Here is a 26,223-nt window from a genome sequence, read left to right as displayed (position 1 = left end):
CTCACAGGGCGAAATAGCAGCGCATGGCGGCTTTGTTCAGATGACGTTTGACCGTGGCGATGGAGATGTTCAATTGCTCGGCAATCTGGCCGTAGGTCAGGCCATCGAGCTGACAGAGCAGAAAGGCCCGCTTGACCGGGCGTGGCAGGCCGTCGAGCAAGGCGTCCAGCTCCATCAGGGTCTGCAGGATGATGGCCCGCTCCTCTTCGGAGGGGGCCACCTGCTCCGGCATCTGCGCCAGGGTTTCCTGATAGGCCCGCTCCAGGTCCTGGCGTCGGAAGTGGTTGAACAACACCCGTTTGGCGATGGTGGTGAGAAACGCCCGGGGTTCGATCAGGGTCGGAGTTTCCCGGGCACTGAGTACGCGAATAAAGGTGTCCTGGGCCAGGTCGGCGGCACTGTGGGGGCAGCCGAGCCGGCGCCGCAGCCAAGTGTTCAGCCAGCTGTGATGGGCTTGGTAGAGGCCTTCGACGGTAGCGCAATGGGACAAGTCGGACGCTCCTGCACCGATAAGGCGCATAAGAGAACAAGAATTGTTCGCATTGTAGTGGTGCGACATGGCATTCGGCAATCAGCCCGGACCGACGGAAACGAACGGCTTTGTCAGTGTTTTTTGCGCATGAGAATATTTATCATTAGTATTGTCCGCCTGTTTCTCCCCGACGGCCTGTGCAGTGCCCCGGGCATCCCCTCGCTTCAAGGTTCAAACATGAAAAGCAAGGCCGGCGGAATTCCCGCTTCCTATCGTCTGGCAGTGGTGTCGCGGGTCTGTGCCGCGGTCCTGGGTGGTTATCTGCTGGCGGCGCTGTCCAGCGTCTGCCTGACCCTGCTGCTGCCCATTCCCAGGGCCGACGCCGTGCTCAGCGGGATGATGGCCTCCTTTGTGTTCTATCTGCTGGCGGTGCTCTGGTGCTTCTCCTGTCGCACTGCCTGGCAGGCCTGGTTCGGCCTGTTGCTGCCAAGCCTGGTGCTGGCGCTGGTCGCCGGCAGCGCCTATTGGGTGGCATTACCATGAAGGAAGGTTTCCGTCAGTCCATGGCCTGGCTGCACACCTGGGGCGGGCTGGTGTTCGGCTGGTTGCTGTTCGCGATTTTCTTCACCGGGACCCTGTCCTACTTCAAGGAAGAAATTACCCACTGGATGCAGCCGGAAGCCCCGGTCCGGGCCGTGAATGCCGATACCAGCCTGGATCGCGCCCAGCGTTACCTGGAACAGCACGGCCAGGGTGCACAGCGCTGGTTCATCAGCCTGCCCGATGCGCGCCAGCCGCTGCTGTCGGTGGCCTGGCAGGCGCCGAGCGCCCCGGGCGAGCGTGGCGACTTCACGGAAAAACTCCTGGACCCCAGCACCGGCAGCGAACTGCAGGTGCGCGATACCCGTGGCGGCGAGTTCTTCTATCGTTTTCACTTCCAGTTGCAAATGCCTTATCCCTGGGGGCGCTGGTTGTCGACCCTGGCCGCCATGGTGATGTTCGTGGCCCTGATCAGCGGCATCATCATCCACAAGAAAATCTTCAAGGACTTCTTCACCTTCCGGCCCCGCAAGGGCCAGCGCACCTGGCTCGACGGGCACAACGCGGTGGGCGTGCTGGTGCTGCCATTCCACCTGATGATCACCTACAGCAGCCTGGTGATCTTCATGTCCATGGTCATGCCGGCGAGCATCCTGGTGGCGTACAAGGGCGACAGCAGTGCGTTCTTCAAGGACTTGCGGCCGGCCAGCAACAGCACGCCGGCGGCCGGGCAGCCGGCAGCGCTGACGGCCCTCGACCCGCTGCTCAAGCAAGCCCTGGAGCATTGGCCGGGGGGCCATGCGCAGCGGCTGGTGGTCAACCACCCGGGGGATGTGAACGCCTCGGTACACGTCATGCGCCACAGTGCCGACCGGGTGGCCCGGGATCTTGGCAGCACCGTGTCGTTCAACGGGGTCACCGGCCAGCCGTTGGAGGCCAGCCCCGAACAGTCCCTGCCCATGGCCATCGGCGGCAGTTTCTATGGCTTGCACATGGGCCTGTTCGCCGGTCCGGTGTTGCGCTGGCTGTACTTTATCTGCGGCCTGGCGAGCACCGCGATGATCGGCACCGGGCTGGTGATCTGGCTGGGCAAGCGCCAGCTCAAGCACGCCAAGAGCGGGGTCATGCCCTTTGAGCTGCGCCTGGTGGAAGTGCTGAACATTGCCAGCATGTCCGGGCTGGTGCTGGCGGTGGCCGGCTTCTTCTGGGCCAACCGGCTGTTGCCGGCAGCCTTCGCCGAGCGCGCCGACTGGGAGGTCAACAGCTTCTTCATCCTGTGGGGCCTGAGCCTGGTGCATGCCGTGGCCCGGCCCGGGCGGCGAGCCTGGGTCGAGCAATTGAGCCTCGCCGCCTTGCTGTTCACCTGCATCCCCTTGCTGGACGCTGTGACCAGCCCGAGCCTGATGGACGGCTTCATGGTGCGTGGCGACTGGATGCTGGCGGGCTTCGACCTGGCCTGCCTGAGCAGCGGCCTGTTCCTGGCCTGGGCGGCGCGCAAGATGCATCGCGGCCAGCAAGCACCGGCCCGTGCTGCGCCCCGTGCGGCACGGCAACGGCCACTGGCCCCTGAAACCGAGGTGAACTGATGTTGCTGGCGCTGCTGCTGTGTTTTGCCGGATTCACCGGCCTGTGCCTGTCCCTGGACCGGCATCACGGCGAGCTGCTGGGGCACAAGCCCACGACTCGGCGCCGCCATGGCCTGCGCCTGGGAGGCTGGTTGCTGCTGGGCCTGTCGTTGGCGGCGGCAGTGCAGGACACCGGCTGGAGCCTGGGGCTGGTGCAGTGGTGCGCCGTGCTGATGTGCAGTGCCTTGCTGCTGGTGTTGCTGCTGCCCTATCGCCCGCGTCTGGTACTGTCGATGGCGGGGGCCAGTCTGTTGGCCAGCCCCCTCGCGGCCCTGGCCCAGTTCTGAGGGAGCGGCCCGTGATGAGCGCCCTGCCGCCGGAGCCCGGCGATCTGGATCACCCCGATCTGCGGGGCAGTCGTGCGCATTTTCTCCAGGTGTTCCTGTCCCAGCGTTCGCAGATGGAAGCCCTGGTCAGCCGCCGGGTCGGCTGCCGGGCCACCGCCGCGGATCTGGTGCAGGACCTGTTCCTGCGCTTCTGGCGCCGGCCTCTGGTGCAGGTCGAAGAGCTCAGCACCTACCTGCTGCGCTGCGCCGGCAACATCGCCATCGATCATTTGCGCAGCGAAGGTGCACGGGTGCGGGTCAGTGAAGGCTGGCTGCCGGAGCAGCAGGACAACCAGGGCTGCGAGCCCCAGGCCGCCCTGGAAGCCGGCAACGACCTGCGGCACGTGGAGGCCGCCCTGCGCAGCCTGCCGCAGCGGACCCGGCAGATCTTCCTGCTCAACCGTATCCACGGGCGCAAGTACGCCGAGATCGCCAAGGTCATGGGCCTGTCCCAAAGCGCCGTGGAAAAACATATGATGCGCGCCCTCGAAGCCTGCAAGGCCAGCCTGCGGGAACCCTCGACCACGCGCACGCCAAGGAATGCACCGTGAATCAGCGCTCCAGTGTCATCCCGACGCCCGCCCAGGAACAGGCCGCCCTGGCCTGGCTGAGCCTGCTTCACGACCAGCCCAGCAGTGGCGACCAGGCCACCTTCAGCCAATGGCTGCAGGCCGATCCGGCCCACGTCGAAGCCTATGCCCAGGCCCAGGTGCTGTGGGAGTTGAGCGAACAGCCGGCGCGGACCCTGGCGGATGAAGACGCCCTGGCCCTGCAGGGCCTGCTGCGCGCCATGGATGGAGCCAGGGCTCGGGCCCGGCGGCGCTGGTCGGCGGGGTTGGCCATGGCCGCCAGTGTACTGCTGGTGGTCGCCCTGGGCGCCGGCTGGCAGCCGGGCCGTTGGGTCGATGACCTGGGAGCCGATTACGTTTCGGCACCGGGCCAGGTCCGCACGGTGATTCTTGCCGACCAGAGTCAGGTCACCCTGGACGCCGACAGCGCCATTGCCGTGGACTTCAGCCGCGGCGAACGGCATGTGCAGCTGCGTCGTGGCGCTGGTTTCTTCAGCGTCAGCCACACCGGCGCGCCCTTTGTGGTAGCGGCCGGGGAGGGCGAAGCGCGGGTCCTGGGCACCCAGTTCGAAGTGCGTCTGCAAGCGGACGGTGCCCAGGTTACGGTGCTGTCCGGGCGTGTCGGGGTCACGGCTGCCCAAGGCGCGGCGCAGCAGGTGCTCGGTGCCGGCCAGCAGGTGGCGTACGGTCATGGTCAGGCGACCCCGTTGCAGGGTGTCGACAGCGAGGCGCAACTGGCCTGGCGCCAGGGTTGGCTGAACTACTACCACGCGCCCCTGGCCGTGGTGGTGCAGGACCTGCGGCGCTATTTCCCCGGACGCATCCTGCTGCTCGATGACCAACTGGCAGCGCGTCGGGTCAGTGGCAGTTTCTCCAGCAAGGACCCTCAGGCGGTCCTCGATTCCCTGCAGGCGGCCCTGGGCTTCGAACAGCACCAACTCCTCGGCAGGCTCATAGTCCTGCGCTGAAAGGCCCGTCCCAGAGCTCCCGAACATTCATCGATATCACACGGATCTGTCACCAAACCGTTACATCAGGCGCGGATGATCTGCGGATTCCTGAGCACATGGTCAGGATCGGCGAGGGTTGTGATTCAGCTCTCACAAGGGAGGGAAGGCTGAAGCGGGAGCAAGACGATGCGCAGCTGGGATGTCGCTAAAAAGAAGAAGGCCCACATCGAAATCATTCCGATGATCGATGTGATGATGTTTCTCCTGGTGTTCTTCGTACTGATCAGTCTCAACGTGATTCCCGCCGTGGGAATCAAGACGCAGTTGCCGGTCGCCAGTACCGCGCAACAATTGAAGCCGCAAAACAAGGCGGTGATTACCCTGGGCTTGCAAGAACGCCTGCAACTCGACGGCCAGGATCTGGATGAAGGGGCGCTGTTGGCACAACTCAAAGTGCTGAACAACGGCAGCGAAAAGTTGGTGATCATTATTAATAGCGATCAGGGTGTTGAAGTTAAACGCCTGGTTTCGGTGATGGACTTGCTCAAGGGCAATGGCTTCTATTCCGTCTCCATCGCTACGCGCAAGTCCTGACGCCATGTTCGGTTTATATAGAACTCGCAAGTGGCTTGCGTGCCTGCTGCCGGCCGGCCTGCTGTTTCTGCTGATCTATGCCAGTCAGTTGCAACAGTTGCAGATCAAGCCGGTGTACGACGAAAGCACGGTGGAAATTGCCTTGGTGGATGCGGCGGAACTGGTGGCCGCGGCAGAGCCGCCACCGCCTGAACCCGAGCCGCTGCCGATCGAGCCCGAGCCACCGCTGGTGGTGCCCGACGAAGAACCGCTGGTGATCGAGCCGCCCAAGCCCAAGCCGGTGGTCAAGCCCAAACCCCCAGCGCCCAAGCCGTTGCTGGCCAAGCCGCAACCGCCCAAGCCGGCTCCGGCTCAGGTGGCCAGGAGTGCCCCCGCGCCGCAGCCTGCGGTGGTTGCAGCGCCGCAACCGGCGGTGGCGCCAGCGGCTCCCGCACCGGCTCCGGCCCCCGCACCCGCGGCGCCCGCCAGTGCCATCAAGGAAAGCCTGTACACCGCCGCTTTGCGCAAGGAACTGGAAAAGCACAAGCAATACCCCAGTGGCCGCGAGGCCTCGCTGCAACGTCCCCAGGGCGATGTAGTGATCTGGCTGGAAGTCGATCGGGCCGGCAACGTGCTCGACAGTGGCATCGAAAACAAGGCGCCGAACATGTTGCTCAATCGCGCCGCGCAAACCAGTTTGCGCCGCGTGGAGAAAGTTTCACCGTTTCCCTCGGACGCGTTCTCCGGCAAGAACAAGCAACGTTTTACCGCGACCTTTAGTTACAACGTGGAATAAACCCATCACCTATTAACGAAAGTTGTAAGCAAGGGATTGACCCGTGAAGATCAATAAACTTTATGCCCTGCTTCTGGCATCGGGCCTGGGCAGTTTTGCGCCATTGGTTATGGCCGACGATACAGTGGACGTCGGTTCGGTGAACGTTGCCGGTAAACAGACCCTGGGCAACGGCCACATGATCAAGGAAGAAAGCGCCAAAGGGCGCTCCACCGTGACCAAGGAGGCCATGGATCAGATGGCCCCCACCGCCAACGCCGTGGACAAGCTCAAGTACACCCCGGGGATCAACGTCTCCAGCACCGATGCCACGGGCCTGAGCGGCACCAACTTCACCATGCGCGGGATGAACTCCGACCAGGTCGGGCTTTCCGCCGACGGTTTCCCGATCAACGATTCGGGGGACTACAGCATCTACCCGAACCTGATGGGCGACCCGGAGAACTTCAGTGAAGTCTTCGTCACCCAGGGCTCGTCGGAAGCCGACGGCCCGCACATCGGCTCCAGCGGCGGCAACATCGGCCTGGTGACCGTGCGCCCGACCAAGGACTTCGGCGTGTTCGCCAAGCAGTCCATCGGCTCGAACAACGTGCGCAAGAGCTTCGCCCGTCTCAACACCGGTGACTTGGGCGGCTTCAAGACCTGGGTCTCGGCGTCCCACACCGAGGGCGACAAGTGGCGCGGCAAGGGCACCTTGCGGGCCGACAAGGTCGAGTGGAACACCCTGTTCGAAGACGGCAACGGCAACTCCACCAATGCCATCGTCAAGTACAACTTGCAGGAAAACTACAACTACAACAGCCTCAGCAAGGCCCAGTTCCAGAATCAGGGCCGGCGCCTGGACTACTCGGAAAGCACCGTGTTCAAGAACGGCAGCGTGTCCCAGTCCTACAAGCTCAACCGCAACCCCTTCGAAAGCGTGACCGCCTCGGTCACCCAGCGCTTCCAGCTGCGCGATGACCTGAGCCTGACCTTGAACCCGTACTACGTGTGGTCCAACGGCGGCAGCTTCAGCGGCCAGACCGCCACCAGCTTGTCCGCCTCGTCGAACAAGGCCGGCAACTACAACCTGGCCGGCTTGCCCAGCGGCACCTACTACCGGCCTTCGTGGACCGAAACCTGGCGCCCCGGGATGACCACCAAGCTCAAGTGGGACCTCAACGAAGAGCACAGCCTGGACGTCGGCTACTGGTACGAGCGCGCCCGCCAGCGCCAGACCCAGCCCTTCATCGGGATCAAGGGCAATGGCGCCCCGGAAAATGTCTGGGGCGACTACAACGGTTCCGACCAACTGGTGGACCGCAACGGCGCCACGGTCCAGGGCCGTCACCAATACACCGTGACCCCGGCGCAGAAACTCTGGGTGCAGGACACCTGGCAGGCGACCCCGGACCTGACCCTCACCGGGGCCCTGGCCTACCAGTACGTGGAACGTGACGGCAACAACCTCGGCAGCCTCACCGACAAGCCGGAAAAACGCGACGCCAAGTACCACGAGTTCCTGCCCAGCTTCAACGCCAAGTACCAGATCGACCCGAGCAACCAGGCCTTCTACAACGTCACCCGCAACATGCGCACGCCGCCCAACTACGTGCTCTACAACAAGGGTGATTCCATCAGCCTGAAACCCGAGCTGAGCTGGAACCAGGAACTGGGTTGGCGCTACAGCGAAGAGAACATGGCCCTGAGCGCGACCCTGTTCTACATCAGCTTCAAGGACCGGCAGATCTCCACCACCGACGTCAACGGCGACTACGTAGTGGCCAACGTCGGCGAAGTGAAGAACCGCGGCCTGGAGCTGGAGTGGAGCGGCAAGTTGCCACACAACTTCAACTACTACGCCTCGTACACCTACACCAAGTCCGAGCAGATGGACGACCTGAGCAACAAGAACGTGCTGCTGCCCACCTCCGGCAAGCAACTGGCCAACGTGCCGGAAAACATGTTCAACCTGAGCCTGGGCTACGACGACTCGCGCTACTACGGCAACGTCGTCGGCAAGTACGTCGGCGCCTTCTACGGCGACCTGACCAACGACGAGAAGATCGCCGGACGCACCGTGGTGGATCTCAATGCCGGTATCCACTTGCCGGTGGACAAGAAAGTGCTGAAGTCCGCGACCCTGCGCTTCTCCATGCTCAACGTGTTCGACAAGGAATACCTGGCCTCGACCCGCACCGTGTCGTTCAACACCCAGCGCACCAATGGCCTGGCACCGAGCACCGCCTACTACAACGTCGGTGAGGAACGCACCGCGATGGTCTCCCTGGAAGCCGGGTTCTGATCCGTTTCAGGCACACGAGGAAATGACGATGGACATGAATCTGCTGCACGACATCACCTTCTACACCATGTACGGCGCTGCTGCGATTGCCGCCTTTATCGCGGTAGAGCGGGGCATCTACTTCAGTTTCAGCCTGCGCCAGGCGAAGAAACTGGAGGCCGTGCTCAACCCGAAGATGCACAGCGTCGACGACCTGCCCGCCGAACTGCGTGAGCGCAACAGCCTGCCCCTGGAAATGGTCGCCGAGCTGTTTGCCCACAAGCAGGGACTGGCCAGCCACAAGGACCTGGAAGACCTCAGCGAGTCGATCTACATCGCCACCCGCAGCAAGCTGATGCACGGTCTGTGGCTGCTGGAAACCGTGGTCACCGCCGCGCCCCTGCTGGGGCTCTTGGGCACCATCCTGGGGATCATCGACACCTTCAAGGCCTTGGCCGAGACCGGCGTCAGCGATCCGGGCGAAGTGTCCAAGGGCATCGGCACCGCGCTCTACGCCACGGCCCTGGGTATCGCCATCGCCCTGGGCAGCATGATCTTCCACAACCACTTCCAGGACCGGGTCGAGCGCATCACCGACCACCTGAAGATCCTCCTGCTGCGCGCCGGCATGGGCACCGCGCTGAAAGCTCCAACGGCCGCACCAGCGGTGCATGGCGGCCTGCAAACCGCCTGATGAGTTGCCCTCTGTAGCCGCTGGTGATCGACGCTGGGGCCCCTGTTGTTCAGGGGGCTGCGCCGGCTGATCACCAGCGGTCTTTTTTTGCCGATTTGCCAAGGACTCTATCCATGTCCCGTCTTCGTCCCATGCCCCGGATGCTGGGTGCACTGACCCTGGCCCTGGTCACCCTGGCCGGTTGCAGCTCGGTGCCACGCGAGCCGCAACCGGTGGCGGTGAACATCGTCGCCATCAACGACTTGCACGGCTATCTGCAGGCCAACCCCTTCAGCGTCAAGGATCCCCAGGCCCCCGGCGGTGTGCGCAAGCTGCAGGCCGGGGGCATCGCCACTCTGGGCGGCATGCTGACCCAGTTGCGCCAGCAGGACCCGCAATTGCTGTTCATCGGCGCCGGCGACCTGGTGGGCGGCAGCCCGCCGCTGTCGGCCATGTGGGCCGACGAACCGACCCTGGAAGCCCTGCGCCACATGGGCATGAAGCTCAGCGCCATCGGCAACCACGAACTGGACAACGGCAAGGCCGAGTTCCTGCGCCAGCTCAACGGCGGCTGCCAGTCATCACGGCCGGACAAGGCCTGCCAGTTCCGAGCGAATTACCCGGGCAGCGGTTTCCCCTACCTGGCGGCCAACCTGCTGGACAGCGACACCGGCAAACCGCTGTTGCCGGCCTATCGCATCGAAGAGGTGCGCGGGGTCAAGGTGGCCTTCGTTGGCGCGGTGCTGCGGGACGTGGCTTCGGTGGTCAGCGCCAAGGGCATGCGTGGCCTCAAGGTTGCCGATGAAGCCGAATCCATCAACCAGCTGATCCCCGAGCTCAATGCCCAGGGCGTTAACGCCATCGTCGCCGTGGTGCACCAGGGCGGCGCGACCCCGGAACCGTTCGACAAGCAGGACTGCTCGCAACTCGGCGGCGATATCGTCGACGTGGCCAAGCGCCTGGACCCGGCGGTGGACGTGCTGATCAGCGCTCACTCGCATCAGGGCTACCTGTGCAAGGTCGGGCCATTGCTGGTGACCCAAGGCAATTCCTACGGCCACCTGCTGACCCATCTGACCCTGCAAGTGACCCCGGGCCAGCACCGGGTGGCGAGCATCCAGGCGCTCAACCTGTTGGCCGACCCGGCCCGTTATCCACAGGACCAGGACTTGGCGAAGCTGCAACAGGAGGTCGAGGCCCGCAGCAATCAGGTGCTGCTCCAGCCGGTGGGGGCGATTGCCGCCTCGCCGATTGCCCGGCGCGCCGACAACGCCGGGGAAATGCCCATCGGCGACCTGATCGCCGATGCCCATCTGGCGGGGGGCCGGGCCAACGGTGCGCAAATCGCCTTCATGAATACCGGCGGCATTCGCAGCGATCTGGCCCTGGAGCCGGGGCAGACCCAAGTGAACTACGGGCAACTGGCGACCCTGCAGCCGTTCAACAACAACCTGATCGCCTTCGACCTCACGGGGCGGCAGATCGAACAGGTGCTCAACCAGCAATGGAAGGGCGCGGACGATGCCAATATCCTGCAAGTGTCCCAGGGCTTCAGCTACCGCTGGGATGCCAAGCGTCCGCTGGACAGCCGCGTGGTGCCGGGCAGTGTGCGTCTCAATGGCCAGCCACTGCAGGCCGACGGCAGCTACCGGCTGGTGATGAATGGTTTCCTGGCCGACGGCGGTGACCGCTTCAGTCTGTTCAAGAGCGGCCTGAACCGCAGTGACCTGGGGGTTTCCGACCTGGAGGCGATGTTGCAGTACCTCAAGGCCATGGACCAGCAGCGTAGGCCGGTGGGTTCCAGCAGCAGCGCCGGGCGTATCCAGCGCAGCAACTAGCGCCCTGCGATCCCTGTAGCCGCCGGTTGCCGCGGCTACAGGAGACGCTCCCGAGCCGCGCCGGGGGGCATGCTTGTCAGGTCCCTGAAAATATTTTCAAAAAACAGGTGAGGTCTTTGCGCTCGACGTCCGTGTAATGCTTGAAAGTGCGATTAATTCGCATTCACGGCGCTTTTACACACGAGTCTCAAGCATGAAGTCCAGGGCACATTCGGCGGCAAACGGTTCGGTCAAACGGTGGTTCGGCGCTTCGGCGCTGGTGGTGTCGGGGTTGGCCTTGCTGCCCCTGAGCGTGGCGCAGGCGGCCGAGGCCGGCAGTGCGCAACACAATTCGCTGTTCAACTTTGCCATCGCGGCCAAGCCGCTGCCCCAGGCCCTGAGCGATTTCACCCGGGTGACCGGGATCAGCGTGGTCTACACCGACGAAGCGCCTTATGCGTTCAAGGCACCGGCCCTCAGTGGCCAGTTCAGCGCCGAACAGGCCCTGCAGCGTCTGCTGGGCGGTTCCGGCTTCACGTACCGGCGCAGCGACGCGCACACCCTGGTCCTAGAACCCTTGCCCAACAGTGGCGCACTGAACCTGGGGGCCACCAGCATCACCACCCAGGGCATCGACGACAGCACCAGCTACCAGCCACCGGCCACCACTTCGGTGGCCCGTTCCCAGGCGCTGAACCAGGAAATCCCGCAGATCATCAACGTAGTGCCGGCTCAGGTGCTGCGGGACCAGACCCCGCGCAATCTGGATGACGCCCTGAAGAACGTAAGTGGCATCACTCAGACCAACACCCTGGGCGGCACCCAGGATGCGGTGCTGCTGCGTGGTTTCGGCGACAACCGCAACGGCTCGATCATGCGCGACAGCATGCCGGTGGTGCAGGGCCGCTCCCTGAACGCCACGGCGGACCGGGTGGAAGTGATCAAGGGCCCGTCGTCGCTGCTCTATGGCATCCAGGACCCGGGCGGGGTCATCAACATCGTCAGCAAGAAGCCTGAACTGCAGCAGTCCACGGCCCTGACCGTGCGTGGCTCGACCTACGGCTCGGGCAAGAACGGCAGCGGCGGCAGCCTCGACACCACCGGACCGCTGGGTGATTCCGGGCTGGCCTACCGCTTGATCGTCGACCACGAGGACGAAGACTACTGGCGCAACTTCGGCACCCATCGCGAATCCCTGGTGGCGCCGTCCCTGGCCTGGTACGGCGAGCGCACCAAGGTGCTGCTGGCCTATGAGCACCGTGAGTTCCTGACCCCCTTCGACCGTGGCACCGCCATCGACCCCAAGACCAACCACCCGCTGGACATCCCCGCCACCCGACGCCTGGACGAGCCGTTCAACAACATGGAAGGGCGCTCGGACCTGTATCGCTTCGAAGTCGACCACGAGCTCAGCGACGACTGGAAGGCCCACTTCGGCTACAGCTGGAACCGCGAGACCTACGACGCCAGCCAGGTGCGCCTGACCGCGGTGAATGCCAACGGCACCCTGACCCGGACCATGGACGGCACCCAGAACGCCCTGACCACCGACCGCTACGCCACCGTCAGCCTGGAAGGCAAGGTGCAGCTGGGCGGCATGCGGCATGATCTGGTGTTCGGCCTGGACGACGAGTACCGCAAGATCTACCGCGCCGACCTGATCCGCGGCAAGAGCACCAGCTTCAACTACCGCAACCCGGTGTATGGCCAGCAAGTGGCGGGAACCAACGTCAGCGCCCCGGACAGCGACCAGACCGACTTGCTGCGCAGCGACTCGCTGTTCTTCCAGGACGCCATCCACCTCACCGACCAGTGGATTCTGGTGGGCGGCGGGCGCTTCCAGGAGTACGACCAGTACGCCGGCAAGGGCCGGCCGTTCCACGTCAACACCAACAGCAACGGGCAGAAGTTCGTGCCCCGTGCCGGCCTGGTGTACCGCTACACCGACCAGCTGTCGTTCTATGGCAGCTACACCGAGTCGTTCAAACCCAACTCCAGCATCGCTCAACTGGCCGGGGGCAGCGTGGTGCTGGACGGTTCCATCGCTCCGGAAGAAGCCAAATCCTGGGAACTGGGGGCCAAGCTCGACATGCCAGGGCGCATCACCGCCAGCGCGGCGCTGTTCGACATCACCAAGCGCAACGTACTGGTGACCACCGCCACGGCCACCGAGACCGTTTCCAGCGTCGCCGGCGAAGTGCATTCCCAGGGCCTGGAACTGGACCTGACCGGACAGCTCACCGATCAGTGGAGCCTGATCGGCAGCTATGCCTACACCGACGCCGAGGTCACCAAGGACACCCAATACAAGGGCAAGCAACTGCAGAACGTGGCCAAGAACACCGGCTCGCTGTCGGCGGTCTACGACTTCGGCAGCCTGATCGGCGGCGACCGCCTGCGGGTGGGGGCCGGGGCCCGCTACGTGGGTGAGCGTGCCGGTGACGCGCCCAACAGCTTCGACCTGCCGGGCTACACCGTGGCCGATGCCTTCGCCACCTACGACACTCAGGTCGAAGGGCAGAAGGTCAAGTTCCAGCTCAACGTGAAGAACCTGTTCGACAAGACCTACTACACCTCGTCGGTGAGCAAGTTCTTCGTGTCCATGGGGGACGCTCGCCAGGTGTCGCTGTCCAGCACCCTGGAGTTCTGATGAGAACCCTGATCCTGGGCTGGGCCTTGGCGTTCTGTGGCGTGGCCCAGGCGGCCGTGCCGACGGATGAACGCCTCTACCACCGCGAGCGACAGGTGCAGTTGCCGGGTTCCGGCAGCAGTTGGGGCTTCATCGCCCTGGACCCGACCCGGCCCTACCTGTTCCTGGCGCGGCGGGAAAACGGCCTGAGCGTGTTCGATGTCGACAAGCAGCGCCCGGTGCGGACCATCGAGCAGTCGCAGGGGGCCAACGGCGTCGTGTTCGTCCCGGAGCTGGATCGCCTGCTGTTGCTCAATACCGACGGCAGCCTGGGGGTGGTGGAGTTATCCACACTCAAGCTGCTCAAGCGTATCGCCGTGACCAAGAGCAACCTCAACAGCGCGGTGTACGAGCCGCGCACGGGGCAGGTGATCATCGTCAGCGGGCGCCGGGCCGATCGTTCGACCCTGTTCGTCTTTGATCCCAAAGAGCAGCGGATCAGCGCCGCCCATGAGTTGGCGGTGAAGAAGATCGACCCGTTGCTGCTCAAGGGGGATGGCAGTTTCTTCTTGCCGATGCGCGATGAGGGCGTCGTGGCGCGGCTGTCCTCCAGCAGTTTCAAGGTCCTGGATCGCTGGCAGTATTCCGACTGCCCGCGGCCCAGTGCTCTGGCCCAGGATGAACAGCGCGGGCGGCTGTTCGTTGCTTGCCGCGGTGAACGGCCGGTGCTGCTGGTGCTCGACCGTGACAGCGGCGCGCTGAAAGCCAGCCTGCCGATCACCCGCGACGTCAACGCCCTGGCCTACGATCCGCAGGCTCGGCGCCTGCTGATCGCCAGTGGGGTGGACGCCAACCTCAGCGTCATCGTCCAACTCGATGCCGACCGCTACCGGCCCCTGGGTACCGTCAGCACCCAGCCCATGGCCTACAACATGGCGTTCGACCCGCGCAGCCAGCGGGTCTATCTGGCGGCCATGGACTTCACCCAGCCGGCCGCCAGCCCGGACGAGCCAAGGCCGGACCCGCTGTTTCATGCCAATACCTTCAAGGTCATCACCCTGGCGCCCTAATCAGCGCCAAGTGCCAGGGCTTGCGCTTGCGTCGCACAGTCGCCGCTGGCGCTCAGGCCCTTGGCGCGAACGGCCAGCAGCTCTTGCCGGGCGACGGCGAAGTCGGCCTGGAAGGTCGGGTTGGTGTGCAAGCGGGCCACGGTGGTTGCGCCAATCTCACGGCCTTCACGCACATCGCTGTACCAATGCACGTTGCACACCATGCGACTTTCCGAATAGGCCCGGCCGCGGGCCCAGAGCGCGTTGCCGTGTTCGGGGGCCAGTTCGCTCAACAGCAGCGCCCAGGTCCAGCCGATGGCGCTGTGGCCCGAGGGGTAGGAACCATCTGCGGCCAGCTTCGCCTCATCTTCCGGGGTGCAGCTGGGCTGCTGGTTATAGACGAAGGGCCGGGTGCGCTGGTAGCGCTTCTTTGCGCCATAGGTGGCCAGCCCGGCATCGGTCAGGGTCCGCCGCAAGACTCTGTACAGCGCAGGTGTTTGCTGCTCGCTGATTGGCGCATTCAGGGCACAGGAAAACGTCTCTGCGGCGGCGGGGAACTTCAGGTTGGCATCGCTGACGGCCAACTCCCAGCGTTTGCTGCCACGCAAGGCCTGGCTTTTTTCAGCCATGCTCTGGTCCAGCGCGAAGGCTGGAGTCCCCACCGCAGGAGGTGGCGGTAACAGCGACAGACTATTGGGCAGGTCCTGCTGTTTCAGATAACCGATCAAGTAACCCGGTCGGAACTCCGGGACACTTTCCGGTTGAGCACTTTGTTCGGCCAGGGCTGGGTTGATCAGGCTTAAAAACAATAGACCGGCCAAACGTTTTGATAGAAGACGTTGCATGTGGATATCACCTCTAAAAGTTAGATCCGCTACATCGGTTCTGCTTGTTGGATTACTTGATGTTCCAGGCGTAATTGAACATCAGTCGCGTATCATCGGTATCGCGGATGAAGTTCTTGGCATAGTTGGAGCGATAGAGCGCACTGCGCAGGCGCACACTTAAATTCTTTAGTGGACCTTGTTGCACGACGTAACGCAGTTCGTTATCCAACTCCCATGACTTGCCAATGGTTCGGCTGCCGGTGATCTCGGCATGACTGCCGGATATATAACGGCTGTTGAAACTCAGGCCCGGCAAGCCCAGGCTGGCGAAGTCATAGCCATAACGAAGTGCCCAGGAACGTTCCTTGGCATTGGCGAAGTCGCCCAGTACCGATAAGTTGATCAAGTTGGCATCGGCACCCAGGATGTTGGCATAACCGGTGTCTCCCAACATTCGCTGATAAGCCAGGCCAAGGCTGTGGCCTTTATAGGCATAGCCGAGCAACCCCTGCAGGGCGCGGTTGTCGATCTTGCCGCCTTTGGCATTGCCGTAGTCGTTCATCAGGCTCAAGCGCAGATCGCTGCTGAACGTTCCCGCTCCCCAGGGGCTCTTGTTGACCAGGGTGAAAACCTGCTGGCGGTAGATGTCCTCCAGTTGGGCGACATGCAAGCGAGCCAGCCATTGCTTGTGGAATCGGTAGTCGACGCCCGCCATGTCGAAGTGTTCCGCCGTCGCACCCTGGCCCTGAAAGCGTCGGTTCAAGGGGCTCAAGGTCAGCGGCGTGTACTGCGTGGCGTTGCGCTGCATGACCCGGCTCAGGCGCCCGGCGGTAAACTCCAGGTCATCGATTTCATTCGACGTCAGCAGCCCGCCTTCAAAAATCTGCGGAAACAGGCGGCCGTCATTGGGTTTCAGCGTCGGCAGTACCGGCGGCACCAGCGCGCCGAGCTTGAACAGGGTCTTGCTGGCCTTGAGCTTCCCGGCCAGGGCCAGTTTCGAATAGTCATCCTCTGCCCGGCCATCGCGTGCCACCTTCAGCAGCCCGGTGCCGGTTCGGCCGGGCGCGGAATCCAGCTTGATGCCGAGCATGCCGATGGCGTCGGCACCCACACCCAGGCTGCCCTCGGTAAACCCCGAATCCAGGCGCAAGAGGAAACCTTGTGCCCATTCTTCACGGGTGGGCGCGGTGCCTTCGCGATAGTCCCGGTTGAAGTAGTAGTTGCGCAACTCCAGGCGCGCGCTGCTGTCGTCAAGCAGTTCGGCGTTTACCGGGAGGGCCAGCACCGAGGCACACAGTAGAGTGGAGCGATTGATCCATTGTCGTGGCAAGTGTCTTGAAGGCATTTCATCGTTCTCTGTTTTTGTTGTTTTAGGAACAAGTCGATTGGGGCTTATGTGTCGAGTCTTTGCAGCTTTGTTTAAATGTTATGAGGGGTGGGTGGAAGTTGTGGGTATTGCTTTTTTGGGGGTTGAAGTTGATTGGGGTGAAAGCCTGCGGCTGCTTGTTGAAACTTTGCGTAATGCCTGGGGTTCAAGGCCTAAAGACTAAGTTGGGCCTGGTGTTAAGCAAGAATCATCAGCTCTGTGAATGGGGTGATAACTGAAGTTGTAAAATAATGACCTGTTTATTTTTTTGATTGTCATACAGGTACTTGTTGAAAGTGCTCTTTTGCGGAGAACTGCGTAGGAGTTTCTTAATTGTTTGGTAAGAGTTTTCCTGCTTAGGTAAAGAATTTGAGTAATTTACTTTTTCAGGCGTGCTGATGCGGGCTTTGGCGTAAGCAGTGGCATGCAGAGGAGGGGTATGGGTAATCCGAAGCTCAGCGCAGGAACGCCAGGCGGTAGTCCCCCGGTGTTCCCCCCAGGGCCTGGCGGAAGCGATTGTTGAAGTGGCTGGCACTGGCAAAACCACAGGCCAGTGCAATCTCCCCCAGGGGCTGGGCAGTGGTGCGCAGCAGGTGCCGGGCCCGGCTCAGGCGTCGGGCCAGCACATATTGGTGGGGCGGCAGGCCGAAGCTTGTGCGGAACATGCGGGCGAAGTGGTATTCGGAGAGGGCGCACAACCCCGCCAGTTGGCCCAGGCTCAGGGGCGCTTCCAGCTGGCTGTCGATGTAGTCCACCAGCAGGCGCCGCTGGTGCGCGGCCAGCCCGCCCTTGAGCCGGGCACCCTGGCGTGGGCCCACTTGATGGAGCAGGGCATGGCTGAGCATCTCGTGGGCCAGGCTGCTGGTCAGCAGGCGCTCGCCGGGCTCGTCCCAGTTCAGGCGGATCAACTGCGCAAAACGCCGGGTCTGCTCGGGGTCGTCGAGAAAGGTGCTTTCCCGCAGTTGCAGCTCCCGGGGCTCGCGGTCCAGCAGGGTGACGCAGCCCAGGGCGAATTGCTCCGGGCTGAAATACAGATGGGCCAGACGGATATCGCCGTTGATCACCCAGGCCGACTGGTGCTCGGCGGGCAGGATGCACAGTTTGCCCGGGCCGCCCTTGCTGCCGGGCTGGTCGCGGCGAAAGGTGCCGGTGCCGCCCGCCAGATAGCAGGACAGGGTGTGGTGGCTGGGCGCCTCATATTCCTGGGCGTCGTGATGGTTGCTCCACAAGGCTGCGGACAAGCCGTCACCGAGCTCGGCGCTGTGCTCCAGGCGAGCATTGGGCGAGCGGTTGAGGGCTTGGAAGACTTGCAGGGTATCCAGTGCGGGCATGGTGGTGACGTCAACATGGGTGCGGTTGCCGGTGTTTCGCATCCTACTCCGTAGCACCCGTGCTGCCAGCCCGGCACCGATAAAAAGCGCAAGTTTGTGCAAGCGCGGGCAGGGGCGGCGCTGGAAACTGTGCTCCTTATAGAGGAGTCGTGCCATGAACCTATCGCTGTACCTGTTGACCGTGCTGATCTGGGGCACCACCTGGATCGCCCTGAAACTGCAACTGGGGGTGGTGGCGATTCCGGTGTCCATCGTCTATCGCTTTGCCCTGGCGGCCCTGGTGCTGTTCGTCCTGCTGTTGCTCAGCCGCAAGCTGCAGCCGATGAACCGCCGTGGTCACCTGATCTGCCTGGCCCAGGGACTGTGCCTGTTCTGCATCAACTTCATGTGCTTTTTGCACGCCAGCCAGTGGATTCCCAGTGGTCTGGTGGCGGTGGTGTTTTCCACCGCGACCTTGTGGAACGCCCTCAATGCGCGAGTGTTCTTCGGCCAGAAGATCGCCCGCAACGTATTGCTCGGCGGCGGTCTGGGGTTGCTGGGGTTGGGGCTGCTGTTCTGGCCAGAACTGGCTGGCCACAGCGCCAGTCCGCAAACCCTGCTGGGCCTGGGCCTGGCCCTGCTGGGTACCTTGTGCTTCTCGGCGGGCAACATGCTCTCCAGCCTGCAGCAGAAAGCCGGACTCAAGCCGCTGACCACCAATGCCTGGGGCATGGCCTACGGCGCGACGATGCTGGCGGTGTATTGCCTGTCCCAGGGCATTGCCTTCGACGTGGAATGGACCACCCGCTATATCGGCTCGCTGCTGTACCTGGTGATACCGGGTTCGGTGATCGGCTTCACCGCCTACCTGACCCTGGTCGGGCGCATGGGCCCGGAGCGCGCGGCCTATTGCACCGTACTGTTCCCGGTGGTGGCGCTGAACGTCTCGGCCGTTGCCGAAGGCTACCAATGGACCGCCCCGGCCCTGGTGGGGCTGGTGCTGGTGATGCTGGGCAACGTCCTGGTGTTCCGCAAACCCAAGCCGTTGGTGACAGCCAAAGCAGCCACCGCCTGACCAGGCGCCGGCTTGTGTAGGAGCTGGCTTGTCAGCGAAAGCGGTTTCAAGGTTTGCGCAGAACTTGCGGGCCCCTTCGCCGGCAAGCCGGCTCCTACGGGGGAGGTGTTGCCAGTGAAGAGGCCGTCAAGGTGAGCCGATCAGCCCTTCCACACTTGCGGGTTGACCAGGTCTTGCGGCCGTTCACCCAGCAGGGCACTGCGCAGGTTGCTCATGGCGCGCTCGGCCATGGCGTCGCGGGTTTCATGGGTGGCCGAGCCAATGTGCGGCAAGGTCACCGCATTCTTCAGCTGGAACAGCGGCGACTCCGCCAGCGGCTCTTTCTCGTACACATCCAGGCCGGCGCCACGGATCTGGCCCTTCTGCAAGGCTTCGATCAGCGCCGGCTCATCCACCACCGGGCCCCGGGAAATGTTCACCAGGATCGCACTGGGCTTCATCAGCGCCAGTTCCCGATGGCTGATCAGGTGCCGGGTCTTCTCGCTCAACGGCACTACGAGGCAGACGAAGTCAGCCTCCGCCAGCAGCTGCTCCAGGCTGCGAAATTGCGCCCCCAGCTCCTGTTCCAGGGCGGTCTTGCGGTTGTTGCCGCTGTAGAGGATCGGCATGCCGAAGCCCAGGCGGCCACGCCGTGCTATGGCCGCGCCGATATTGCCCATGCCGACGATGCCCAAGGTCTTGCCGTGCACATCGCCGCCGAACAATGCCGGGCCGACGCTGGCCTGCCATTGCCCGGCCTTGGTCCAGGCGTCCAGCTCGGCCACCCGGCGGGCGCTGCTCATGAGCAGGGCGAAGGCCAGGTCGGCGGTGCTTTCGGTGAGCACGTCCGGGGTGTTGGTGAGCATCAGCCCGCGTTCGTTGAAGTAGCCCAGGTCATAGTTGTCGTAGCCCACCGAGATGCTCGACACCACTTCCAGCCGCGCGGCATTTTCCAGCTGCGCGCGGCCCAGCTTGCGGCCGACACCGATCAGACCGTGGGCCTGGGGCAGGGCTTCATTGAACTGCGCGGCGATGTCCCCGAGCTTGGGGTTGGGCACTATGACCTCGAAGTCCTGTTGCAGGCGTTCGGTCATCTCGGGGGTGATGCGGCTGAAGGCAAGTACAGTCTTTTTCATCGCGGGAAGACTCGTCAGGCGGGAGAGAATGCCAAGCAAGCTAACATTTTTGCCGCCGCTACCAAAGCACCCCGCCACGGGCCTGCGTGTGTAGGAGCTGGCTTGCCAGCGAAGGCGGCATCCAGGTTTGCGCAGGACGTGCGGGCCTCCTCGCCGGCAAGCCGGCTCCTACGGGTTGGGTGGACGCCCCGGCGGTCAATTGGCCAGGCGGGCACCGCTCAGGCTGCCACTCAGTTCATAGGCCGCCAGTTCCGCCTGGTGCGCGGCGAGGATCTCCGGCAGGGAACCGCGCAGGTATTCGACCCAGGTCTTGATCTTGGCGTCCAGGTACTGGCGCGACGGGTAGATGGCGTACAGGTTCAGTTCCTGGGAGCGGTACTTGGGCATGACCCGTACCAGGGTGCCGTTGCGCAGGCCTTCGATGGCGGCGTACACCGGCAGTACGCCAACCCCCATGCCGCTGATGATCGCGGTCTTCATGGCGTCGGCAGAGTTCACCAGGAACGGTGAGCTGTTGATGGTCACCATCTCCTGGCCCTCGGGACCGTCGAAGGTCCATTTCTCCAGGGGAATCACCGGGCTCACCAGGCGCAGGCAGGCATGGTTGAGCAGGTCGCTGGGCTTGTGCGCGCAGCCGTTGGCTTTCACGTAGGCCGGGGACGCGCAGACGATGCTGTAGGTAATCCCCAGGCGCTGGGAGACGAACCCCGAGTCCGGCAGCTCGCTGGCCAGGACGATGGACACGTCGTAGCCCTCGTCCAGGAGGTCCGGCACGCGATTGGCCATGGTCAGGTCGAAGGTCACGTCCGGGTGGGTCTTGCGGTAGCGGGCGATAGCATCGATCACGAAGTGCTGGCCGATGCCGGTCATGGTGTGCACTTTCAGTTGGCCGGCGGGGCGGGCGTGGGCGTCGCTGGCTTCGGCCTCGGCTTCTTCGACGTAGGCCAGGATCTGCTCGCAGCGCAGCAGGTAGCGCTTGCCGGCTTCGGTCAGGGCGATACGGCGGGTGGTGCGGTTGAGCAGGCGGGTTTGCAGGTGAGCCTCAAGATTGGAGACTGCGCGCGAGACGTTGGCCGTGGTGGTGTCCAGTTGCACTGCAGCGGCGGTGAAACTACCGGCTTCGGCGACGCAACTGAAGGCGCGCATGTTTTGCAAAGTGTCCATGGGGTGCTCTCAGGGGAGATGGCAAATTGTGACACGAAGTTACGGGGGCTTGGATAGGCGACCAAGGGATTATCGCGTTTACGGTAACAAAGATTCACAGGAATCCCAGCTTATCGCCGCCCCGACCGCCCCCTAGAATTGCGCCGATCCGTAGGGGCCGGTTTTTCGGCGATCCGCGCAACGCGGTGTAGCAGGCGTATCGCTGCGCCGGCCAGCCGACTTCTACGAGAGAAATATTCCCCCCCGATCTCAGGAATTCGCAGCAGTGCCGCGTCGCATCAGCAGAGGGTTCAAGACCCTCAGTGTTTGGGCTTTATCGTTAGCAATCAGCGGCTGCATCGGAACCGGAGGCATTGCCCCACAAGGCAAGACACTTCCCGCTAATACATTGGCCACCGACGAGGCGATCCGGAGCGCCGCGCAAGATGCCCACTGGCCCAGTGCCCAGTGGTGGCAGGCCTATGGCGACCCGCAGCTGAACCGCTGGATCACTCTCGCCGTGCAGGGCAGTCCGAGCCTGGCCATGGCCGCTGCCCGGGTGCGTCAGGCAAAAGCCCTGGCCGGTATCGCCGAGTCGGCCGAGTCGCTGCAGGTCAAGGGTGACGCTACCCTCAAGCGCCACAACTGGCCCACCGATCAGTTCTACGGCCCCGGGGCCCTGGCCAACACCACCACCTGGGACAACAACGCCGCCTTGGGCTTGAGTTATGCCCTGGACCTCTGGGGCCGGGAAAGCAACAGCACCGAGCGCGCCGTGGACCTGGCCCACATGAGCGTGGCCGAAGCCCGCCAGGCCCAGTTGGAACTGGTGAACAACGTGGTGCGCAGCTACATCCAGCTGTCCCTGCATTTCGCCCAGCGCGACGTGGTCCAGGCCACCTTGAAGCAGCAGCAACAGATTCTCGAACTGGCGCAACGGCGCCTGGACGGCGGCCTCGGCACCCATTTCGAAGTCAGCCAGGCCGAGGCGCCGCTGCCGGAAACCCATCGCCAACTGGACGCCCTGGACGAAGAAATCGCCCTGACCTGCAACCAACTGGCAGCCCTGGCCGGCAAGGGCCCGGGAGAGGGCGCGCAGTTGCAGCGGCCAAGCCTATCCCTGGGCGCGGCGCTGAAACTGCCGTCGGCCCTGCCCGCCGAACTGCTGGGCCAGCGCCCGGACGTGGTCGCCAGCCGCTGGCAAGTGGCGGCCCAGGCCCGTGGCATCGATGTGGCCCACGCCGGCTTCTACCCCAACGTCGACCTGGTGGGCAGCATCGGCTTCATGGCCACTGGCGGCGGGGCCCTGGAGTTCCTCACCGGCAAGAAACTCAACTACAACGTCGGCCCGGCCATCAGCCTGCCGATCTTCGACGGCGGACGCCTGCGCTCGGAGCTGGGTGAGGCCAGCGCCGGCTACGACATGGCCGTGGCCAAGTACAACCAGACCCTGGTGGACGCGCTGAAAAGTATCTCCGACCAGTTGATCCGCCGCGAGTCCATGGACAAGCAGCAGGCCTTCGCCGCCGAGTCGGTGGCTGCTGCGCAGAAGACCTACGACATCGCCACCGTGGCCTTCCAGCGTGGCTTGACCGACTACCTCAATGTGCTTAACGCCCAGAGCCTGCTGTTCCACCAGCAGCAGATCCAGCAACAGGTGCAGGCCGCGCGCCTGACCGCTCAGGCGGATCTGGTGACGGCCCTGGGCGGCGGCCTGGAGGCTGGACGCGACGTCCCGTCAGAAAGCCAGACTCAAGCGCCCAAGACCCCGGCGGCCCTGGCCGTCTTTGACCACTGAAGCAGGCCCCCATGACTTCCTTGCCCGCCCCTTTGCGCTGGCTGTACTCCCTAGAATGGCGCCGGGGTTTCTTCGACTGGGCGCGCAGCGACGGCGTGACCTGGGTTTATATCTTCAAAGTCCTGGCCGCCGCGTTCCTCACCCTGTGGCTGGCCATGCGTCTGGAGTTGCCGCAACCGCGCACGGCGATGATCACCGTGTTCATCGTCATGCAGCCGCAGAGCGGACAGGTGTTCGCCAAGAGCTTCTACCGCTTTCTCGGCACCCTGACCGGCTCGGCGGTGATGGTGGCGCTGATCGCCCTGTTCGCCCAGAACACCGAGCTGTTCTTGGGTTCCCTGGCGATCTGGGTCGGCATCTGCTCGGCCGGTGCCGCGCGTTATCGCAACTTTCGCGCCTACGGTTTCGTCCTCGCCGGCTACACCGCGGCGATGGTCGGCTTGCCGGCCCTGGCCCATCCGGAAGGCGCCTTCATGGCGGCGGTGTGGCGGGTGCTGGAGATCTCTCTGGGGATTCTTTGCTCGACCCTGGTCAGTGCCGCGATCCTGCCGCAGACCGCCAGCGCCGCCATGCGCAACGCTCTGTACCAGCGCTTCGGTGTGTTCGCCCTGTTCGTCACCGACGGCCTGCGCGGGCGCAGCCAGCGCGACAGCTTCGAAACCAGCAACGTGCGTTTCATCGCCGAGGCCGTGGGCCTGGAAGGGCTGCGCAGCGTCACCGTGTTCGAAGACCCGCACATGCGTCGGCGCAACGGCCGCCTGAGCCGCCTGAACAGCGAGTTCATGGGCATCACCACGCGCTTCAACGCCCTGCACCAGTTGCTCGAACGCCTGCGCAGCAGCGGCGCCGACCATGTAGTGGCGGCGATCAAGCCGGGCCTGCAGGACCTGGCGGAGCTGCTGGACGGCTTCTCCGGCCGGGCCCTGACCAGCCCCGACGCCGCGCGCCTGGTCACGGCCCTGGCGGCCTACAAGGCTGAGCTGCCGGCGCGGGTGCGCAGCCTGCGGGCCGCTTTCCAGGAGAGCGGCCCAAGCGACGCCGAGCAGCTGGATTTCCACACCGCCTACGAACTGCTTTATCGCTTCGTCGACGAAATGCACAGCTATGCCCAGACTCATGCGTCCCTGGCCGACCACAGCCACGAGCGCGAGCGCTGGGACGAGCCCTACACGCCGCAGACCAACTGGCTGGCCTGCGCCGCCTCGGGCATCCGCGCGGCCTTTGTGTTGGTGGTACTGGGCAGTTACTGGGTGGCCACCGCCTGGCCCAGCGGCGCCACCATGACCCTGATCGCCGCCGCCACCATCGGCCTCTCGGCGGCCACGCCGAACCCCAAGCGCATGGCGTTCCAGATGGCCTGCGGAACCTTTATCGGCGCCCTGGTGGGCTTCGTCGAAATGTTCTTCGTGTTCCCCTGGATCGACGGCTTCCCGTTGCTGTGCCTGATGCTGGCGCCGGTGATCGTGCTCGGTTCGTTCCTTGCGTCCAGGCCCAAGTACGCCGGGGTCGGCCTGGGCTTGCTGATCTTCTTCAGCACCGGTTCGGTGCCGGACAACCTGACGGTCTACAACCCCTACACCTTCATCAACGACTACATCGCCATGGTCATGGGCATGCTGGTCTGCGCCGCGGCCGGGGCGATCATCCTGCCGCCCAACAGCCGCTGGCTGTGGCGGCGCCTGGAGCAGGACCTGCGCGGCCAGGTGGTGTACGCCATCAGCGGCAAGCTCAAGGGCCTGGCCTCCAGTTTCGAAAGCCGCACCCGCGACCTGCTGCACCAGGCCTATGGCCTGGCGGTGGGCCAGCCCAAGGTGCAGAGCGAGCTGCTGCGCTGGATGTTCGTGGTGCTGGAAGTCGGCCATGCCATCATCGAGCTGCGCAAGGAACAGGCGATCCTCCCGGTGCACCCGGCCTATGCCGAATCCCAGCCCTGGCGCCAGGCGATCCGGGTCATGGGCCGCTCCCTGGTGCGGCTGTTCCTGCAGCCCAGCCAGAGCAACCTGGAACGCGGGCTGATCGCCGTGGACCACGCCATCAGCCGGGTCCAGGCCACCGACGAACCCTTTGCCCCGCACTTCGACACCTCGGCCCTGCGCCGGGTCAAGAGCTACCTGCACTTCATCCGCACTTCACTGCTCGACCCGCAATCGCCGCTGGCGGCCTATGCCGTGGCCAAGCCGGCGGCGCCTGCACCCCAAGGACTTGACCATGCCTCGTGAAATCGCCTTCCACGGCGTTTACATGCCCACCATGACCCTGATGTTCTTCATCGCCGCGGCCCTGGCCTGGGCCCTGGACCGGTTCATTTCCGGCTATGACCTGTATCGCTTCTTCTGGCACCCGGCGCTGCTGCGCCTGAGCCTGTTCTGCTGTCTGTTCGGCGCCATGGCGCTCACTGTCTACCGTTGAGACCCCCGCAATGAAAAAGTTTTTCAGCCTGCTCGCCACCCTGCTCGTGCTGGCCTTGGCCCTGTGGATCGGCCGCACCCTGTGGGAGCACTACATGTACACCCCCTGGACCCGTGACGGCCGGGTGCGCGCGGACATCATCAACGTCGCCGCCGACGTCACCGGCGAAGTGGTGGACGTGCCGGTCAAGGACAACCAGCTGGTGCGCAAGGGCGATCTGCTGATGCAGATCGACCCCGAGCACTACCAGATCGCGGTCAAGCAGGCGCAATCGCTGGTGGCGTCGAAGAAGGCCACCTGGGAGATGCGCAAGGTCAACGCCCGGCGCCGCGCCGACATGGACAACCTGGTGATCTCCAAGGAAAACCGCGACGACGCCGGCAACATCGCCGACTCGGCCCTGGCCGACTACCAGCACGCCCAGGCCCAGCTGGAAGCGGCGGAACTCAACCTCAAACGCACCCAGGTGCGGGCGGCGGTGGATGGCTACGTCACCAACCTCAACGTGCACCGTGGCGACTACGCGCGCATTGGCGAGCCGAAGATGGCGGTGGTCGACATGAACTCGTTCTGGGTCTACGGCTTCTTCGAAGAAACCAAGCTGCCCCACGTGCGCGTGGGGGATAAAGCCGACATGCAACTGATGAGCGGCGAAGTGCTCAAGGGCCACGTGGAAAGTATTTCCCGCGGCATCTATGACCGCGACAACCCGGAAAGCCGCGAACTGATCGCCGACGTCAATCCGACCTTCAACTGGGTGCGCCTGGCCCAGCGCGTGCCGGTGCGCATCCACATTGACCAAGTGCCGGAGGGCGTGCTGCTGGCCGCCGGCATCACTTGCACCGTAGTGGTCAACCCCGAACCCCTGTAGGCGCAGGCTTGCCAGCGAAGGCGTCGT

General features: G+C 64.0%; 23 protein-coding genes. 17 read left to right on the top strand and 6 right to left on the bottom strand.

Annotation, left to right across the window (positions count from 1 at the left end):
- Position 1: 1 nt before the first annotated feature.
- Positions 2-520, bottom strand: coding sequence for a sigma-70 family RNA polymerase sigma factor (locus FW796_RS03750; RefSeq protein WP_404938255.1), 519 nt, complete (start codon positions 518-520; stop codon positions 2-4).
- A gap of 189 nt (positions 521-709) precedes the next feature.
- Between FW796_RS03750 and FW796_RS03745 the strand changes: the two genes are divergently transcribed.
- The 12 genes from FW796_RS03745 to FW796_RS03690 all read left to right on the top strand — a co-directional run bounded on the left by FW796_RS03745 (position 710) and on the right by FW796_RS03690 (position 14,303).
- The gene (locus tag FW796_RS03745; RefSeq protein WP_346633572.1) at positions 710-1,015 is read left to right on the top strand and encodes a DUF3649 domain-containing protein; all 306 of its coding nucleotides are present in this window, start codon (positions 710-712) and stop codon (positions 1,013-1,015) included.
- The gene (locus tag FW796_RS03740; RefSeq protein ID WP_446439034.1) at positions 1,012-2,598 is read left to right on the top strand and encodes a PepSY-associated TM helix domain-containing protein; all 1,587 of its coding nucleotides are present in this window, start codon (positions 1,012-1,014) and stop codon (positions 2,596-2,598) included. The genes FW796_RS03745 and FW796_RS03740 overlap by 4 nt, the downstream gene beginning before the upstream one ends.
- The gene (locus tag FW796_RS03735) at positions 2,598-2,924 is read left to right on the top strand and encodes a DUF3325 domain-containing protein (protein ID WP_346633570.1); all 327 of its coding nucleotides are present in this window, start codon (positions 2,598-2,600) and stop codon (positions 2,922-2,924) included. The genes FW796_RS03740 and FW796_RS03735 overlap by 1 nt, the downstream gene beginning before the upstream one ends.
- 14 nt (positions 2,925-2,938) lie before the next feature.
- Positions 2,939-3,514, top strand: a complete 576-nt coding sequence (locus tag FW796_RS03730) for an RNA polymerase sigma factor (RefSeq protein WP_123727522.1) — start codon at positions 2,939-2,941, stop codon at positions 3,512-3,514.
- Positions 3,511-4,500 carry a FecR family protein gene (locus FW796_RS03725; protein WP_404938257.1) on the top strand — a complete coding sequence of 330 codons (990 nt, stop codon included), beginning with the start codon at positions 3,511-3,513 and terminating at the stop codon, positions 4,498-4,500. The genes FW796_RS03730 and FW796_RS03725 overlap by 4 nt, the downstream gene beginning before the upstream one ends.
- A 168-nt stretch (positions 4,501-4,668) precedes the next feature.
- On the top strand, positions 4,669-5,076 hold the full coding sequence (locus FW796_RS03720; RefSeq protein ID WP_446439033.1) for an ExbD/TolR family protein: 408 nt from the start codon (positions 4,669-4,671) through the stop codon (positions 5,074-5,076).
- A 4-nt stretch (positions 5,077-5,080) separates the two neighbouring features.
- Entirely contained in the window at positions 5,081-5,851 is a 771-nt protein-coding gene (locus tag FW796_RS03715; protein WP_337154164.1) for an energy transducer TonB family protein, read from the top strand.
- Positions 5,852-5,894: 43 nt separating this feature from the next.
- Positions 5,895-8,135, top strand: a complete 2,241-nt coding sequence (locus FW796_RS03710; protein ID WP_346633568.1) for a TonB-dependent receptor family protein — start codon at positions 5,895-5,897, stop codon at positions 8,133-8,135.
- Between the two features lie 28 nt (positions 8,136-8,163).
- The gene (locus FW796_RS03705; protein ID WP_161466216.1) at positions 8,164-8,808 is read left to right on the top strand and encodes a MotA/TolQ/ExbB proton channel family protein; all 645 of its coding nucleotides are present in this window, start codon (positions 8,164-8,166) and stop codon (positions 8,806-8,808) included.
- 113 nt (positions 8,809-8,921) lie between these two features.
- The gene (locus tag FW796_RS03700; protein ID WP_346633567.1) at positions 8,922-10,625 is read left to right on the top strand and encodes a bifunctional metallophosphatase/5'-nucleotidase; all 1,704 of its coding nucleotides are present in this window, start codon (positions 8,922-8,924) and stop codon (positions 10,623-10,625) included.
- A gap of 193 nt (positions 10,626-10,818) precedes the next feature.
- Positions 10,819-13,254, top strand: a complete 2,436-nt coding sequence (locus FW796_RS03695) for a TonB-dependent siderophore receptor (protein WP_346633566.1) — start codon at positions 10,819-10,821, stop codon at positions 13,252-13,254.
- Entirely contained in the window at positions 13,254-14,303 is a 1,050-nt protein-coding gene (locus FW796_RS03690; protein ID WP_446439032.1) for a hypothetical protein, read from the top strand. Before FW796_RS03695 ends, FW796_RS03690 begins: the two co-directional genes overlap by 1 nt.
- On the opposite strand, the gene FW796_RS03685 is transcribed toward FW796_RS03690, so the two are convergent.
- The 3 genes from FW796_RS03685 to FW796_RS03675 all read right to left on the bottom strand — a co-directional run bounded on the left by FW796_RS03685 (position 14,300) and on the right by FW796_RS03675 (position 17,806).
- Positions 14,300-15,127 carry an acid phosphatase gene (locus FW796_RS03685; protein ID WP_346633564.1) on the bottom strand — a complete coding sequence of 276 codons (828 nt, stop codon included), beginning with the start codon at positions 15,125-15,127 and terminating at the stop codon, positions 14,300-14,302. The two genes, FW796_RS03690 and FW796_RS03685, sit on opposite strands and share 4 nt — an antisense overlap.
- Positions 15,128-15,179: 52 nt before the next feature.
- A complete protein-coding gene (locus FW796_RS03680; protein ID WP_446439031.1) occupies positions 15,180-16,454 on the bottom strand; it encodes an OprD family porin in 1,275 nt (424 codons plus the stop codon).
- Between the two features lie 476 nt (positions 16,455-16,930).
- On the bottom strand, positions 16,931-17,806 hold the full coding sequence (locus FW796_RS03675; RefSeq protein WP_446439098.1) for a helix-turn-helix domain-containing protein: 876 nt from the start codon (positions 17,804-17,806) through the stop codon (positions 16,931-16,933).
- Between the two features lie 154 nt (positions 17,807-17,960).
- On the opposite strand from FW796_RS03675, the gene FW796_RS03670 reads away from it, so the two are divergent.
- Complete coding sequence (locus tag FW796_RS03670) at positions 17,961-18,860, top strand: DMT family transporter (RefSeq protein ID WP_404938262.1); 900 nt, start codon at positions 17,961-17,963, stop codon at positions 18,858-18,860.
- A gap of 140 nt (positions 18,861-19,000) precedes the next feature.
- Here FW796_RS03670 and FW796_RS03665 read toward each other — a convergent pair whose 3' ends face one another.
- Complete coding sequence (locus FW796_RS03665) at positions 19,001-19,975, bottom strand: 2-hydroxyacid dehydrogenase (protein WP_404938263.1); 975 nt, start codon at positions 19,973-19,975, stop codon at positions 19,001-19,003.
- A gap of 195 nt (positions 19,976-20,170) precedes the next feature.
- Complete coding sequence (locus FW796_RS03660; RefSeq protein WP_346633560.1) at positions 20,171-21,139, bottom strand: LysR family transcriptional regulator; 969 nt, start codon at positions 21,137-21,139, stop codon at positions 20,171-20,173.
- Positions 21,140-21,404: 265 nt separating this feature from the next.
- Between FW796_RS03660 and FW796_RS03655 the strand changes: the two genes are divergently transcribed.
- Genes FW796_RS03655 through FW796_RS03640 form a run of 4 tightly spaced genes read left to right on the top strand, consistent with a single transcriptional unit; the run spans position 21,405 to position 26,196 of the window.
- Positions 21,405-22,916, top strand: coding sequence for an efflux transporter outer membrane subunit (locus FW796_RS03655; RefSeq protein ID WP_446439030.1), 1,512 nt, complete (start codon positions 21,405-21,407; stop codon positions 22,914-22,916).
- An 11-nt stretch (positions 22,917-22,927) separates the two neighbouring features.
- On the top strand, positions 22,928-25,135 hold the full coding sequence (locus FW796_RS03650; protein ID WP_346633558.1) for an FUSC family protein: 2,208 nt from the start codon (positions 22,928-22,930) through the stop codon (positions 25,133-25,135).
- Positions 25,125-25,325 carry a DUF1656 domain-containing protein gene (locus tag FW796_RS03645; RefSeq protein ID WP_007930063.1) on the top strand — a complete coding sequence of 67 codons (201 nt, stop codon included), beginning with the start codon at positions 25,125-25,127 and terminating at the stop codon, positions 25,323-25,325. The genes FW796_RS03650 and FW796_RS03645 overlap by 11 nt, the downstream gene beginning before the upstream one ends.
- A 10-nt stretch (positions 25,326-25,335) precedes the next feature.
- The gene (locus FW796_RS03640; RefSeq protein ID WP_346633557.1) at positions 25,336-26,196 is read left to right on the top strand and encodes an HlyD family secretion protein; all 861 of its coding nucleotides are present in this window, start codon (positions 25,336-25,338) and stop codon (positions 26,194-26,196) included.
- Positions 26,197-26,223: the final 27 nt, after the last annotated feature.

It is taken from the genome of Pseudomonas sp. 910_21 (genome assembly GCF_052850735.1).
This window is presented reverse-complemented; position numbering and strand designations above follow the sequence as displayed.